General features: G+C 64.0%; 11 protein-coding genes. 5 read left to right on the top strand and 6 right to left on the bottom strand.

Features of this window, described 5'->3' with window-relative positions; genetic code table 11:
- Positions 1 to 76 precede the first annotated feature (76 nt).
- Entirely contained in the window at positions 77 to 1,084 is a 1,008-nt protein-coding gene (locus tag NGM99_RS07735) for a sugar ABC transporter substrate-binding protein (protein WP_252817688.1), read from the bottom strand.
- A 354-nt stretch (positions 1,085 to 1,438) separates the two neighbouring features.
- Between NGM99_RS07735 and NGM99_RS07730 the strand changes: the two genes are divergently transcribed.
- From NGM99_RS07730 to NGM99_RS07720, 3 genes are read left to right on the top strand one after another with little or no spacing between them, the layout of a single operon-like run.
- The gene (locus NGM99_RS07730) at positions 1,439 to 2,725 is read left to right on the top strand and encodes a ribulose-bisphosphate carboxylase large subunit family protein (RefSeq protein ID WP_252817686.1); all 1,287 of its coding nucleotides are present in this window, start codon (positions 1,439 to 1,441) and stop codon (positions 2,723 to 2,725) included.
- A gap of 38 nt (positions 2,726 to 2,763) precedes the next feature.
- Entirely contained in the window at positions 2,764 to 3,609 is an 846-nt protein-coding gene (locus NGM99_RS07725) for a phosphogluconate dehydrogenase C-terminal domain-containing protein (protein WP_252817684.1), read from the top strand.
- 11 nt (positions 3,610 to 3,620) lie between these two features.
- Positions 3,621 to 4,454 carry a sugar phosphate isomerase/epimerase family protein gene (locus tag NGM99_RS07720; RefSeq protein ID WP_252817682.1) on the top strand — a complete coding sequence of 278 codons (834 nt, stop codon included), beginning with the start codon at positions 3,621 to 3,623 and terminating at the stop codon, positions 4,452 to 4,454.
- A gap of 16 nt (positions 4,455 to 4,470) precedes the next feature.
- Here the strand turns inward: NGM99_RS07720 and NGM99_RS07715 are convergent, their stop codons facing one another.
- The 5 genes from NGM99_RS07715 to NGM99_RS07695 all read right to left on the bottom strand — a co-directional run bounded on the left by NGM99_RS07715 (position 4,471) and on the right by NGM99_RS07695 (position 11,717).
- A complete protein-coding gene (locus tag NGM99_RS07715) occupies positions 4,471 to 5,226 on the bottom strand; it encodes an exonuclease domain-containing protein (protein ID WP_252817680.1) in 756 nt (251 codons plus the stop codon).
- A 131-nt stretch (positions 5,227 to 5,357) separates the two neighbouring features.
- Positions 5,358 to 7,010 (bottom strand): ABC transporter substrate-binding protein, encoded by a 1,653-nt coding sequence (locus tag NGM99_RS07710; RefSeq protein WP_252817678.1) that lies wholly within the window; start codon positions 7,008 to 7,010, stop codon positions 5,358 to 5,360.
- Between the two features lie 25 nt (positions 7,011 to 7,035).
- A complete protein-coding gene (locus NGM99_RS07705; protein WP_289852376.1) occupies positions 7,036 to 9,090 on the bottom strand; it encodes an NADH:flavin oxidoreductase in 2,055 nt (684 codons plus the stop codon).
- A gap of 85 nt (positions 9,091 to 9,175) precedes the next feature.
- Complete coding sequence (locus NGM99_RS07700) at positions 9,176 to 10,726, bottom strand: trimethylamine methyltransferase family protein (protein ID WP_252817676.1); 1,551 nt, start codon at positions 10,724 to 10,726, stop codon at positions 9,176 to 9,178.
- 85 nt (positions 10,727 to 10,811) lie between these two features.
- Positions 10,812 to 11,717, bottom strand: a complete 906-nt coding sequence (locus NGM99_RS07695) for a LysR substrate-binding domain-containing protein (protein ID WP_252817674.1) — start codon at positions 11,715 to 11,717, stop codon at positions 10,812 to 10,814.
- Positions 11,718 to 11,949: 232 nt separating this feature from the next.
- On the opposite strand from NGM99_RS07695, the gene NGM99_RS07690 reads away from it, so the two are divergent.
- Positions 11,950 to 13,932: an oxidoreductase gene (locus tag NGM99_RS07690; RefSeq protein ID WP_252817671.1), complete on the top strand. Its 1,983-nt coding sequence runs from the start codon at positions 11,950 to 11,952 to the stop codon at positions 13,930 to 13,932.
- 99 nt (positions 13,933 to 14,031) lie between these two features.
- On the top strand, positions 14,032 to 15,024 hold the full coding sequence (locus NGM99_RS07685; RefSeq protein WP_252817668.1) for an Ldh family oxidoreductase: 993 nt from the start codon (positions 14,032 to 14,034) through the stop codon (positions 15,022 to 15,024).
- Positions 15,025 to 15,428 lie beyond the last annotated feature (404 nt).

Genomic DNA, 15,428 nt, shown 5'->3' with positions numbered 1-15,428 from the left:
CAAAAAAACAACGAGCCAGCCCGCCGGACATATCCGATCGGGCCGGCTTGCTCCGAGTTGAAAGACTGACCGGCCGTCAGCCCGGGTTCTTTTCCTTCCAGAGCACGTAGCCCCACATTTCCGAGGCCTTCTCGTTCATGTTGGCTTGGGTGATGGCGAAACCCGGATCGAGCAGGAGCTTCTCGACCTTCTTGCCCTCGCCCAAGTCAAGAATGGCCTGGATGGCGAGCTGGGTTTCGAAGAACAGGTTCTGCACGCCGCAGGCATCCATGTAGCCGTCCTTCATCAAGGCGTAGGCATCGGGGAAGCCGTCGAAGCCGGTCAGGATCACATGGCCGTCCTCGCCGACCTTGTGCCATTTGTCCGCCGTCTTCAGCGCCTGCTGGATTTGCGGCAGGAGGAAGTCGGAGGAAGTGAACAGGAACGAGATGTCCGGATTCGCCTGAAGCGCATTGGTCAGGCCGGCGAAAGCGGTGTCGGCGTTCCATTCTGTCGGAATCTTGGCGACCACCTCGATGGCGTCCGGATACTTGTCGACCGCTTCCTGGAAGCCGTCGCGGCGCTGGATGGCGTTCGGGTCGCCCAGATCGCCGATCAGGATCGCGGCCTGATGCTTCTTGCCCGACTTCTGGGCAACCGTGCAGGCATAGTCCACCGCTTCGCGAGCGATCTTCTGATTATCGGCCTGGATGGCGACGGAGAACGCATCCGACTGTGCCGGCGGGCGGTTGAAGTGCACCATCGGGATATTGGCCGCATTCGCCGCCTTGATGGCGGGGATGACCGCATTGGAATCCGTCTGGACGATGATGATGCCGTCGACCTTGCGAGCGATGGCTGCGCGCACCTGCTCGAACTGCTTGTTGTCGTCCTGATCCGAGATCGCTTCCATGATCTCGTAGCCGCGCTTCTTGAGCTCGTCGCGGATGATCTGAATGCCGGCCACCCAGAATTCCGAATAAAGCCCGTCGAAAAGCACGGCGATGGTCTTGGTGCCTTGTGCCTTGACGGCGAGCGTCAAGCCGCTCGAAGCGGCGATGGCTGCGAGCGATGCAAGCGTGAAGTCGCGCCTGTTGAGCGCCATGGTCTGATCCTCCCTGAATTGCCGTCATGTGCTGACGTGTCTCAGACCGCGCGTGCCAATTCCTCCCGGCACCGCGGTCCTGATCATGACGAGGCTAAGTGATCACATAAGTGCTGTCAATGTCGGTTCGGGATGGAGGCGACAAGGGCAACCGTAAACGCAGGACCTTGGAGAGGTGAGCAGGCGTGCCATGTCATAGCATATCGGCCTAAGCTAGGTTTTGGACTGCGAGGCTGCATTCAGGAGGTTGCCACACGAACCAAACCTTGGCACTCACGTCATCAAACTGGTATAATGACATGCCGTTTTGTTTGTGTTAGCAACCAGTCAGAGCATGCATCTTTGGTCGTTCCCGTGTCCGTTTCCACTCCATCGTCTTCACCCGATCGCATCGTTGCGACCTATCGTGTCGAGACGCGCTATCCGCTCGAGCAAGCCGCCGCTGCCATGGCAGGCGAGCAGTCGAGCGGGACGTTTCGTCCCGTTCCCGGCGAGACGCCGGAACTGATCGCCCGTTTCGGCGCACGGGTGGAGCGCATTACGGAATTGGGTGAGGTCGAGGCGCCGAGCCTTCCCGGCACGCGGGCGCCGAAGGGGCGTGAAGACATCCGCCCCGTCCGGGCCGAAGTGACGCTGTCCTGGAACCTCGAAAACACCGGCACCGACCTGCCCACCGTTTGGTCCACCGTGCTCGGCAACCTTTTCGAGCTGCATCATTTCTCGGGCCTCAAGCTGCTGTCGCTCGACCTGCCGTCAGCCTTTGCCGAGGCCTATCCGGGTCCGGCCTTCGGTGTCGCAGGCACGCGCGACGTGACAGGGGTCAAGGGTCGTCCGGTGATCGGCACCATCGTCAAGCCGAGCGTCGGCCTCTCGCCTGACGAAACTGCCGAACTGGCCGACCGTCTGATCCTTGCCGGGCTCGATTTTATCAAGGACGACGAGCTGATGGGCGACCCGCCCCATTCGCCCTTTGCCGAGCGGCTGGATGCCGTGATGACGGTGATCGACCGCCACGCGCAGCGCAGTGGCCGCAAGGTGATGTTCGCCGCCAACATCTCGGGCGATCTCGACCGCATGCGCCGCAATCTCGATCTGGTGAACCGGCGCGGCGCCTGCGCGATGATCGTCATGAATGCGGTGGGCCTGTCGGCAGCGGTGGAAATCCGCCGCCATGCGGAAGTGCCGATCCACGGCCACCGGGCCGGGTGGGGCATGTTCGACCGCTCGCCCGATCTGGGGCTGAGCTATCGCGCCTACCAGAAATTCTGGCGGCTCGTAGGCGTGGACCACCTCCATGTGAACGGCATCCGCAACAAGTTCTGCGAAAGCGACGAGAGCGTGGTGGCCTCGGCGCGCGAATGTCTGACCCCGATGTTCGCGCCTCCCGCGCCACCCTGCACCGTGATGCCGGTCTTTTCGTCGGGACAATCCGCGGGCCAGGCCGAGGATACCTACAAGCGCCTGGGCAGCGACGACCTGATCTTCTGCTGCGGCGGTGGCATTCTGGCCCACCCGGACGGGGCCGCCGCCGGTGTTCGCTCGCTGCATGAGGCGTGGGAGGCTGCAAAGGCCGGCGTGCCCGCATCCGACTATGCAAGGACGCGACCGGCACTTGCGCATGCGCTTGAAAGTTTCGGCTGAGGAGAGCCGAGGCACACTTCACTTTATGGGAGGAAAACATGACACGATCGGTAGCCGTGCTCGGATCGGGCGGCAAAATGGGATTTCGCGTCACCCGCAAACTGGCCGAAGCGGGTTATGACCTGCGTGCGGTGGAGATCGGCGACGCCGGCCGTGCCCGGCTCAAGGAAGCGGGCATCGAGGCCGTGGGCATGGCCGAAGGTATCCAGGGCGCGGATGTCTTGGTGCTGGCGCTGCCCGACAACGTCATCGGCCAGGTCGTGCGCGAGTTGGCGCCGAACCTGAAAGCCGGTACCATGCTGGTGATCCTGGACGCCGCGGCCCCTTATGCCGAGGACCTGCCAAAGGACCGGCCGGACCTAACTTATTTCATCGGCCACCCCTGCCACCCCCCGCTCTTCAATGACGAGACCGAGTGGGACGCGCGTCGCGATTACCACGGCGGCATCGCGCGTCAGTCGATCGTCTGCGCGCTGATGCAGGGGCCCGAAGAGCACTATGCACTGGGCGAAGAGATCTGCCGGGCGATGTGGTCGCCCATCATCAACGCCTATCGCGTTTCGACCGAGCAGCTGGCGATCCTCGAACCCGGCCTGTCGGAGATGATCGCCATGCCTTTCGTGGACACGATGGTGGAAGCGGTCGAGGAATGCGCCACGAAATACGGTATCCAGCGTGAGGCCGCGCTCGACTTCCTGATCGGCCATCTCAATGTCGAGATCGCCATGTGGTTCGGCTTCTCGCCCAAGGTGCCTTCGGACGCGGCCCTGCGCCTGATGCGCTTTGCCAAGAACAAGGTGGTGAAGGAAGACTGGCGCACAGCACTCGAACCGGCCACCGTCAAGGAGGCCGCCGAGCTCATCGTCTACGGCAAGGGCGCCTGAGCCGCCGTCCCATGCGTCCCGTCTCGATCTCCACCGTGCTGTTCGACGGCTACCCCATGGACCGCGCGCTCGGCGAGATCGCGGCCGGCGGCGCGACATGGGTCGAGCCGGCTTTCATCAAGGGCTATGTCGCGTTTTCCGAGGACGATTTCTCGGAGGGGAATGCCACGGCATTGTCGCAGGCCATAACGCGCGAGGGGCTCGGTGTCATTGCCGTCTCGGCGCATATGGATTGCGGCGGTGACGATGCAGTGTCGATGCTCGAGCGCCGCATCCGCTTTGCTGGCATGGTCGGCGCGCACTTTCTCATCACCAATGCCGGAAAGCGCAGTCAAGAAGACAGGGTTCTTTCCACCTTGCGCGCCGTGATCCCCTTATGCGCCAGCACGGGCGTCACGGTTGCCTTGGAGAACCCAGGGCACGGATCCGATGACGTGATCGAAAACGCAGCGCAAGGAGAAGCCCTGATCCAGCGGATCGGTTCGGACCGGATCCGCCTCAACTACGATGCCGGCAATATCTTCACCTATCACGGTGGCGGTATCCAGCCTGCCGCGGATATCACGCGAGCGTTGCCTCTCGTGTCTCATCTTCATTTGAAGGATGTGTCCGATGACGGGGAGGGTGGCTGGCAATTCACCGCGCTCGGCGACGGCCTGATCGACTATCAGGCGCTGTGGGGGTTATTGCCGCCCGATCTTCCGCTCGGCATCGAGCTTCCGCTTCGCCTGCGGCGGCCCCAAAAACAGGACCCCATGCGCGTCGCCGATCCACTGCCGCTGCCCGTCATCCGCACGGCACTAAGGCGCTCGTTGGATTTTCTGACCCGACTGCAGGGCAGCTGATTTAACGCCTTCCGAGCTAGAGCAGGCTTCCTTGGGCCGGCAGTGGTGATGGGCTGCCGTCTGTCCGTCGGCTGTTCAGTTCCGTTCGCGCCGAAAAGCGGATGTCCTCGTCGCGGTCCTTGGCGAACCGCTGAAGCGTGGCATCGTCGAGATCACGCCAATATTGCCCGCGTTCGGGCCCGGCCGGCACGCGGGGCAACAGGCCGGGTTCGTCGCTCCATGCGAGAAGCTGGTCGAGTGAGGCCTCGTTGAGCATGTCGCGCAGGTGATGAGCCGTCACATAGGCATCCGGCAATGCGCGGTGTGCGGGCAGGCTGATCTCACGCACCAAGCCCTCCGGCATGCGCCAGTAGCGCAGGATCTGGTTGGAGAAGCTCGGCGAGTCGGGCCAGAGCCGGAGCGCGCATTTCCATGTGCAGATCCAGCGCGCCCCGCCCGTCAGCTTGGGCGTGCAGAAGCGCTCTTCGAAAGCGGCCCGGTGTGCGGCGAGCGCCGCCACCCCGCCATGGGGCTTGAGCACCCCCGGTGCCGCTTCGTGCCAGAAGGGTGCCTCCGCCACATCGGCGTCGATGATGTGGTGGACCGCCATGGTCACCGGCGGGATCGGCCGCCCCGGATTGACGAACAGCGCGCCGCGTTCGTCACCGACAGTCCAGCGCCCGTCCTGGCCCCGCACCACATCCTGCCAGCCGATCTCGACCACACCATGCGCCGGCGGACGGGAGCCGGTGGTTTCAAGATCGATCACGCGGACGCGGGCAGTGTTGGTCATCACAGCGCAGAGGTGCACCGTGAGCCGGAGAAAGCAAGAACGGGACGTTCAAGGAAACGCGACCACGGCATCCCGATCCTTTTGGTTGATCAGGATGCCGTGCTCGAGGCAACGGCTCTCGCCGAATGCGTTCAGCTTTGTTCCAGCGACACCTTCTGCAGGTCCATCTGGAATGTCTGGTGAACGCCGTAGCCTTTCACCTTGGGGCTCATATGGCTGTAGAGCCTCTGCCAGAACGGCTGGATGATCACGCCCGAGTCCTGCAGGATCGTTTCCACGTCCTTCATCACCACGCGGCGCTTTTCTGGGTCGTTGACCGACAGTGCTTCCTTGAGCTTGGCATCGAATTCGGGATTGGAATAGCCGCTCTCGTTCCAGGCTTCACCCGTCCGATAGCCGAGTGCCAGTACCTGCACACCGAGCGGGCGCATGTACCAGATGGTCATCGAGTACGGATATTTCGTCCAGTCGTTCCAGAAGGTGGAGCCGGGCAGCACCGTGCGCTTCACCTTGATGCCGGCCTCGCGCAACTGCGCGGCAATCGCGTCGCCCGTGTTCTTCTGCCAGTCGTCCTCGACCGTGATCAGCTCGTGCTCGAAATCCGCCTGGCCGGCTTCCGCCATCAAGGCCTTGGCCCCTGCCGCGTCGCGCGTCTTCTTTGGCAGTTCGGCATATTCGGGGTGGATCGGCGCCACATGGTGGTTCTCGCCCACATCGCCGCGCCCGTTATAGCCGAGCTTGAGCACCGTCGCATTGTCCACCGCCATCTGCAACGCGTTACGCACGCGCTTGTCGTCATAGGGCTTCTGCGTGACATTCGTGCGCGCCACCAGCGTGGTCGCGGTCGCGACCTCGGATTTGGTGAGGTTCAGGCCGTCGAGAATGTCGATGAAATCGGCCGGCGTTTCCATGTTGATGTCGATCTCGCCGGACTCGAACGCGTTCACGGTCGCCGAGAAGTCGGTGCCGTAATCGATGAATTCGATGCCGTCGAGCAGGGCTTCGCCGCCCCACCACTTGCCGTTCTCGCGCCGCTTGACCACGGCCTTCTGGCCCACATCGTAGGACACGAGCTCGAACGCGCCCGTGCCGATCGGCTTGGAAACCGGGTCCGCACCATCTTGGTCGAAATTGCGGTGCACGATGAGCGCCGGATAGTCGGTGAAGTTCGGGATCAAGGAGATGTCGGGATCGCTCAGCGACAGCTTGACCGTCTTGTCGTCCACCTTGGTGATGGCTCCCTCGCGCGCCTTGCCCGAAGCCGCGTCGATCAGCCCGCCGACGCGGGCCGCCATGGAGTTGCCGGACACGCCCTTTTCGCACCAGCGGTTGAGGTTATAAACCACGTCGTCGGCGGTGAACGGGTCGCCATTGTTCCAGGTCACACCTTGGCGGACATGCAGGATGTATTCCCTGGCGTCGTCGCTGACTTCCCAGCTTTCGAGCAGAACCGGTTCGAAAGTGAAGTCGCGCGTGTAGGTCACGAGCGGTTCGAGCCAGGTGCGGGCGATGTTGCCGAGTTCCACCCAGTCATAGGTGCGCGGGTCCTTCTGGCCCTTCACTGCCATCGCCACATGCAGCGTGCCGCCCTTGGTGCCTTCCTGCCCGAAGGCCCGCTGCGGGGCGCTGAGACCCGCCATGGCGTAGGCCGCAGCCGTCGAAGCGCCGAGTGCGCTGGCGAGCGCCAGGAACTCGCGACGGTCCATGCGGCCTGCGCGCACCTCCGCGCCCATCTTTTCCACTGCCGCCGGAACGCGGCTTCCATTGCTTTTGAAAAAACGCATTTGCCTTCCCCTTTTTATGGTTGCCTCAGAGACTCAACGTGAACCGAACTCCGTCATAGATTGCGGCGTGGATGTTCCGGGAGGCGACGGCGTCGCCGATGCGGAACAGGATGAAGCCGTTGTCCGGCTCTGTTGTGGGAAAGGGATTGTTGCCCGAAACAAGCGCCTCGTAATCGACGGCCCCGGCATTGGCCGAAAGGGTTTTGAGCGCGTGGTAGAGCTCGTCGAGCGGCACGGTGCCGTGCTCGACCACCACTTGGTCGACCCGGCGCTCCTCGCGCCAGCCTTTGGCGAAGTCGGAGGAAAGCGTCGCCACCAGCTTGTTGCCGTCGCGGCGCACGGCTTGGAGCCGCGTGTTGATGGTAACGCGCACGCCATGCTCCTGGAACGCGCGCATATAGGGCACATGGTTCATGCCCCCCATTTCGGGCGCGAACATGCGCTCGGGCGAGACGAGTTCGAGCACAGACCCGGCGCGGCCGATCAGTTCTGCCGCCGACATGCCCTGATGTCCGCCATTGTCGTCGAAAAGCAGCACGGTTTCGGCCGGCTTCGCCGCGCCCGACAGGATGTCCCAGCTCGAGGTCACGAGATCGTCGCCCGCTTCCAGCGGCGGGTTCTGTGGCAGGCCGCCGGTGGCGATCACCACCACGTCCGGCTTGAGAGCCAGCACGTCCTCGGGTTCCGCCCAGACATCGTATCGGACCGCGACGCCGAGGCGTTCGAGTTCAGCCAGCCGCCAGTCCACGATGCCGATCAGCTCGCGCCGGCGCGGGTTCTGCACAGCCAGCCTGAGCTGCCCGCCGGCTTGGCTTGAGGCTTCGAGAACGGTCACCCGGTGCCCGCGCTCGGCGAGCACACGTGCCGCTTCGAGCCCGGCCGGTCCCGCACCGACCACGACGACTGTCTTCAGACGCCCGCTCGTGCGCGTGATCACATGCGGGATCGTCGCCTCGCGGCCAGTCGCGGCATTGTGGATGCAGAGTGCCTCGCCGCCTTCATAGATGCGGTCGAGGCAGTAGGTGGCGCCCACGCAGGGGCGGATGCGGTGCTCTTCGCCTTCCAGCACCTTGCGCATGATATAGGGGTCCGCAATGTGCGGGCGCGTCATGCCGACCATGTCGAGCTTGCCGGAAGCAATCGCATGGCGCGCGGTCGCGACATCGGCGATGCGCGCGGCATGGAAGGTGGGGAACTGCGTTGCCTCGCGCACCTCGCCGGCAAAGTCGAGGGAGGGCGCGGAGCGCATGCCGGTGATCGGGATCACCTCGGTCAGCGCCGCATCGGTCTCGATGGTGCCGCGAATGATGTTGAGGAAGTCGAACTTGCCGGAAGCCGCCAGCCGCTGCGCGATTGCGACGCCTTCCGCGCGGCTCAGGCCTTTCTCGGCGTCTTCATCGGCCACCATGCGGATGCCGACGATGAAGTCTGAACCGACCGCCGCGCGCACCGCGTCGATCACGGCCCACGTGAAGCGCAGCCGGTTGTCGAGCGCGCCACCCCATTCGTCGTCGCGCGTGTTGGTCATGGGCGACCAGAAGCCGTCCATCAGATGGCCGTAGGCTTCGAACTCGATGCCGTCGAGCCCGGCCGCTTTCATGCGCTCGGCCGCACTCGCATAGTCGGCGACAATGCGCTCGATGTCCCAAGCTTCCATCACCTTCGGAAAGGCACGGTGCGCCGGCTCGCGCACGGAAGAGGGCGCCAGCACGGGCAGCCAGTCCGCCTTGTTCCAGCCGGTGCGGCGGCCCAGATGGGTGAGCTGGATCATCACCTTGCAGTCGTGCTCATGGCAGCTGTTGGCAAGCTCACGAAGCCACGGCACGATTGCGTCGCGATAGGCCTGAAGGTTGCCGAACGCGGCCGGGCTGTCGCGGGAAACGATGGCCGAGCCCGCCGTCATGGTCAGCGCGATGCCGCCCTTGGCTTTCTCCGCGTGATAAAGGCGGTAGCGCTCCTTGGGCAGCCCGTCCTCGGAATAGGCCGGCTCGTGCGCGGTCGACATCAGCCGGTTCTTCAGCACCAGATGCTTGAGCCGAAAAGGCTGAAGAAGCGGGTCGCGAAGCAAAGGCGCGTTCATGCGAGCGCCCGCCAAAGAGAGGGCTGGGCCCTTTTTGCTGGTCGTCTGCCTCGCGTGACTGTTGTCATCACTGGGTCGATTGCTCTCAGTTCACCGTATCTGGCAGGGTTTTCTCGCGCTTCGCAATAAAATCCTGCAAGGCTTCCGCCACACCCTCATCCAGCTTCGGCTCCTGGTAGTCGTTGAGCATCGCGCGCGCCTTCTCGCGGCCCCGCGTGTCGTGGTCTTTGGCACCTTCCGCGTTCCACTGCTCGAAGGAGTTGAAGTCCATCAGGGTCGGCATGAAGAATGCCGTCTCGAAATGATCGAGCGTGTGCTGCGTGCCGAGAAAATGGCCCTGCGGCCCCACTTCGCGGATCGCCGCCATCGCCTCGTTGAAATCGTCGAAGGAAACGCCGCCGGCATATTTGTACCAGCCGACCAGCTGTTCGCAGTCGGTGGCGAACTTCGAATAGCCGCAGGTGAGGCCCGCCTCGAGCCAGCCAGCGGAATGCCAGATATAGTTTGCGCCCGCCAGGATCGCGGCATGCATGAGCATGTTGGATTCGTAGCCCGCCTGCGCGTCGTTGAGCTTGGAGCCCACATGAAAGCCCGAGGTGCGCCAGGGCAGGCGATATTTCCGCGCGAGTGCCCCCATCAGATACATCATCTGGGCTGCTTCCGGCGTGCCGCCCATGGGCGCGCCGGTCTTCATGTCGACCGTCACCATGAACTGACCGTAGATCTGGGGCGAGCCGGGACGCAGCAACTGGGTGAAGGCGAGCCCCGCCAGCGCTTCCGCATTCACCTGCGCCACAGCCCCCACGGACGAGGCGGCCGTGGACGCCCCACAAAGGGCGAAGGGGGCGAGGATCAGCGGCTGGTTGTGCCGCGCATAGACCTTCATCGCATCCAGCATGGTCGCGTCCCACACCAAGGGCGAATTGCAGTTGGTGATGGAAACGAGCACCGGATTGTCGCGCACGAAGTCTTCGCCGAAGACGAGGCCCGCCATCGCCATCGTGTCCTCGGCGCGGTCCTTCGAGGTGACGATGCCCATGAACGGCTTGTCGGAGTGCTTGAGTGCCGAATGGACGATGTGGAGGTGCCGCTTGGGCACCGGAATCTCCATCGGCTCGCAGATGATCGAGGACGAGGAATGCAGCGCCGGCGCCATATAGGCGAGCTTGTGAAAGTTGTTGAGGTCTTCCAGCGTGCCGTAGCGACGGTTATTGTCGAGATCGCGCACGTAGGGCGCGCCATACATCGGCACGAAGATCGAGTTCTTGCCGCCGACCCTCACCGAGCGCTCGGGGTTTCGCGCGTTGAGCGTGAATTCGGATGGAATCTTTCCGACGAGTTCCAGGAGAAGCGCGCGGTCGATGTGCACGCGCGTTTCAGCGACATCCGCGCCGGCCGCTTTCCAGAGCGCGATCGCCTCATCGTCTCGGAATTCGCAGCCGATCTCTTCGAGGATCCGGAGCGAGGCGTCGTGGATCAGTTCCACCGCCTCGTCGGGCACGATCTCGTAAGCGGGTATCTTGCGCACCAGCGTCGGCAAGGAGGGCACGGCCGCACTGCGCAACACTTTGCGCCCCATCCGCCCACCGCCACGGCGTTGAGCCGGCGCTTCCGCGATCATGTCGGTGGTGTTCATGGTCTGGCACTCCCTCAACACTCAACAGAGCGTCAGGTTCGCGACCGTTCAAGCGAATACGCGGCGCATTTCGCTTGAGCTCAACTCAAGGGTGAAGCGAGAGCAGCCAGCTTTTCAGGACAAGCGCGGGACGGCTGAGCGGGCGGCGCGCACTCCAGGTGACGAAGCAGGCTTGGGGCGCGGGAATTTCGCTTTCCGTCACCTGAACCAGCGCGCCCGTTTCGATCAGCGGGGAGACGAGGCTCGCCCAGCCGAGCGCGATTCCCTGTCCGCTGAGTGCGGCCTGAAGTGCGATCACATAGCTGTTGAAGCGCCGCACATTGAGCCGTCGCTCCGGTTGGCCGGCTTCACGCAGGAAATCGGCCCAGGTCGTCCATGTCCAGTCCATGCCCTCGACGGACAGAAGCTGGAGCCGGGCGAGATCGTTCGGCGCCCGCACGGGATGCTCGCGGATGAAAGCAGGGCTCGCGACCGCGAAGATACGGTCCTCGTAAAGCAGCGCCGAATGCTCGTCGGGCCAGTCGCCGTCGCCATAGCGAATGCGTAAGTCCACGTCGGGCCGGTCGAGACCGCGCGGATGGTCCGAGATCACGTGATCGACCACGATGTCCTGATGCGCGTTCCAGAAGGCCCCCATGCGCGGCATCAGCCAGAGATTGGCCATGGCCATGGTGGAGCCAATCGTGACGCTCGTATGGCCGCCCGATGCCGCCACCTGCCGGAACGTGGACGAAATCTTTTCGAAGCTTTCGTGAAGCGCGGCCGCCATGGTTTCGCCCTCGCGGGTCAGTTCGAGAGCCCGATGCCGGCGCAGGAAGAGCGGGTTGCCGAGTTCTTCTTCGAGCATCCGGACCTGCTTGGAAACCGCGCCGGTCGTGACGTTCAGCTCCTCCGCCGCCTTGGTCAGACTGTTGTGACGCGCGGCGGCCTCGAAGGCGGCGAGCGCGTTGAGCGAGGGAAGCCCGTAGAAGCGCCGGATCACGGCCGCCATCCCGTCTGCTGCTGGGCGAACATCGTATCTCGGGCGCTGTGGATTTCGTCGCGGGAAAAGCTTCTGTCGGTCATAGGCATTGCCTGATCGCGGGCATTACGCCCAGATAGTTTCCCTCAAGGCAACACTCGCCCTCTTTCGCAGACCGTGCCAGCCTTGAGAAAGTTTCAGTCGCGGGTACCAGCAGCGGATGTCGAAATACTTGCCGGCATTGTCGCTCGAGGGAGAAACGATGCAGGAACGGGTGTTCAAACGGCTCTTCGCGCCAGTCGCCTTGCGCAACAAGACGCTTCGCAACAGGATCGTCTTCGGCGCGCACACGGCCAACATGGCGGTGAACGGGCTGCCGACCGAGCAGCACATCGCCTACTATGCCGAGCGCGCCATCGGGGGTGCCGCCATGATCGTGGTCGAGCCGATGCCGGTACACCCGGCGGCCGTTCTGACACGCGGCAATTTCCGCCCATCCGACGACAGCGTCGTTCCGCATTTCCGCAAAGTCGCGGAGGCGATCAAGGGCCACGGAGCGGTGGCGATCCAGCAGCTCTACCATGTCGGCCAGCATGCCGACGCCGACAACTCCTTCCATCCTGGCTGGTCGCCGTCGGGCTTGCCAAGCTACCACGATTCCGACGGCTCCCATGCGATGACGGAGAGTGAGATCGAGGAAACGATCGACGGCTTCGTGCAGGCGGCGCGGCGGTGCCGGGACGCAGGCTTCGACGGTGTCGAGGTCTGGGCCGCCTATCATTCCATGCTCGACCAGTTCTGGACGCCGTGGTCGAACCGCCGAGACGACCGCTGGGGCGGAATCCTCGAGAATCGCACCCGTATGGGCCGCGAGGTGATGCGCCGCATCCGCGAGACATGCGGCGAGGATTTCATCATCGGCCTCGCCGTCAACGACGATCCGAATGTCGAAGTGGCGCTGGGGCGCGAGGCCTTGGCCGAGATCGTGGCACTCCACGACCGCGACAGGCTGATGGATTACGTGACCTGTGGAACGGGCAGCTACTTCGACTTCACCGCGATCATGCCGACCTTCACCTATCCCGAAAAGCTCGGCGCTGATCTGGCCGCAGTGCTGAAATCCGCTGTGCGACATGCACTGGTCACGGCCGAAAGTCATATCAGGACGCCTGAAAACGCCGAAAGCGTGTTGAGCGAGGGCCGTGCCGATCTCGTTTCCATCGTGCGCGGGCAGATCGCGGATCCGCATCTGGCGGCCAAGGCGCAGGCCGGGCGTTCCGAGGATATTCGCGGCTGCTTGTCCTGCAACCAGATGTGCTGGGGCCGCCGCTCTCGCGACTACTGGATCTCTTGCGTCGTCAACCCGTCGGCGGGCCGCGAATGGGAATGGGGCGGCGACCGATTCACGCCGACATCGAAACCCGGCCGCGTGATGGTGGTAGGGGGCGGGCCGGCCGGGCTCGAAGCCGCGCGCGTTGCAGCCGAGCGCGGCCATCGCGTGGTGCTGGCCGAAGCCTCCGATCGCCTGGGCGGCCAGTTCCGGCTCGCCGGAATGCAGCCCCGACGCACGCAGATCATCGATCTGATCGAATGGTACGAGCGCCAGCTCAACCAGCTGCAGGTGGAGGTGCGTTTCGGCGCCTATGTCGAAGCGGAGGATGTGGCGCGCGAGGGCGCAGACCATGTGATCATCGCCACGGGCTCCCTGCCGCCCGATGGCGCCTTCCAGCGCGCCCTGCCGCAATGGAGCACCATTCCGGGCGGCGGTCCGGTCGTATCTGCCGAAGCGGTGATGGCGCGTGAGGCAAGGTCGGGCAAGCGGGTGGTCGTGCTCGACGATGGCGGCAACTGGAAAGGCTGCGGCACGGCTTGGAAGCTCGCCGAGGATGGCCACGATGTGGTGCTCGTCACGCCCGACCCGCTCGTCGGAAAGGAGTTGCAGCGCATGGCGGTAGACCTCCCGCTGCGCCGTGCACTCATTCGGCTCGGCACCCGTTTCATCACCGAGAGCGCCGTGACCCATTGGGACGGCAAGACGGCCACGGTCACTTCGTTGCTCGGCGGAATGGAGCAGAAGGTCGAGGCCGACACGCTCGTCTTCGCCTCCACCGGCATGGCTTCGAGCGAGCTCTCGTCGGAATTGAACATGCGCGGCATCGCCCATCGCGCGATCGGAGACTGTTCCGCGCCCCGTCAGGCAGCCTTTGCGATCCATGATGGGCGGAAGGCCGCACTGGCGCTTTGAATTCGAGAGGGTGCCAGCCAGGCTTGAAATCGCGATGGGCTCGAAATCAGCTGCATAAATAGTTGCGGACGCTCCGAGCCTGCGGTCGAGGAAGGACGAATGACAGAAATCAGCGTCAAGCGCTTTCGCACGCTCTCCGAGCAGGCCTTGCTGAAAGCAGGCGCGAGCGCAGCCTTGGCCGCCTCTCTCCTTGAGGCGACCCTTTCGGCCGAACGCGCCGGGCGTAGGGAAGTGGGTGCAGGCCATCTGCCGGCCTATCTTGTCAGCCTGCGCGATGGGCGGATCAACGGTGCGGCAGTGCCCGTGCTTGCGAGCCCGATGCCGGCCGTCATCGCCAGCGATGCGCAAGGCGGCATCGCGCAACTCGGCTTCGACATGGCCTTCGCCGATCTTGTTTCGCGCGCCGAGACATTCGGGCTGGCGACCTTCACCCAGCGCAACAGCTACACCACCGGTGAACTCGGCTACTATGTCCGCCGCCTGGCCCAGAAGGGTCTCGTCGCCATCGCAGCCACCAATGCCCACGCGATGATGGCGTCGAAGGCCGGCGGCGCGCCCGTTTTCTCCACGAACCCGCTGGCATTCGCGGCCCCGCGACTGCCGCCCCACGGACCGCTGGTGATCGACCAGTCCTCGAGCGCCACCGCATTCGTCAATCTGGCGCGCGCTGCCGCTGAAAACCGGCCGATCCCCGAAGGGTGGGCCACCGATGCGAAAGGCGCGCCCACCAACGATGCGCGGGAAGCGATGCGCGGAGCACTCCTGCCCTTCGGCGGTTATAAGGGCGCCAACCTCGCGCTGATGGTCGAAATGCTTGCCGCTGGAATGACGGGCGCCGACTGGTCGTTCGATATGGGCAACTTCCAGACGAGCGATCGCTTTCTGAACGCCGGCCTTTGGGTCATGGCCATGAAGCCGATCGACACTGGGGATTTCAGCGCGCGAGCAGCGAAGCAATATTCGCGTTTGCAGAGCCTCGCTGTTCACCTGCCGGGAAGCGGGTCTCCCCCCGAACCGTTCGCGGAAAGCGACGTGATCGACATAGACTCCTCGGTGCTGGCCCTTTTGGCTCCGGATGACGAGAATGCGTGAGGCCGGGCCTTCGAAAAAGACCGGAGGCTGGACGGCGCCTATCTTTGCAACATTGCCTGGAAGGCGCAGTAGCTGTCCTTCGGGATACGGTCGAGCGTCTCGGCTTCATGCCGACAAGGCCGAATTCGGGCTAAGCCGTCGGCCTATTCGAAATTGCCGTCGGCCCTCCTAAGCAACCTGCGCGAACTGACTTGTGTGCTGGTCAGCCAGGACCTGTGGGTGATCGGCCATATGTGAGACCGCGTGCTCGTGATGAAGGATGGCGTGTTCGCGGACGAGTTGACGCGAGACGACCTGCAGGTGAGCCGCGCCCATGCGGATTATTCGCGCACGCTGTTCGACGCGAGTTTTCTCTGAACCAATCGGCACTAATTGCCCGGGCATGGTGGCCGAGGCCATCGCGC

The organism is Mesorhizobium liriopis (genome assembly GCF_024053505.1).
In the GTDB taxonomy this organism is placed as follows: Bacteria; Pseudomonadota; Alphaproteobacteria; order Rhizobiales; family Rhizobiaceae; genus Mesorhizobium_B; species Mesorhizobium_B liriopis.
Note: the sequence above shows the minus strand (reverse complement) of the source record. Positions and strands in the feature narration are given on the sequence as shown.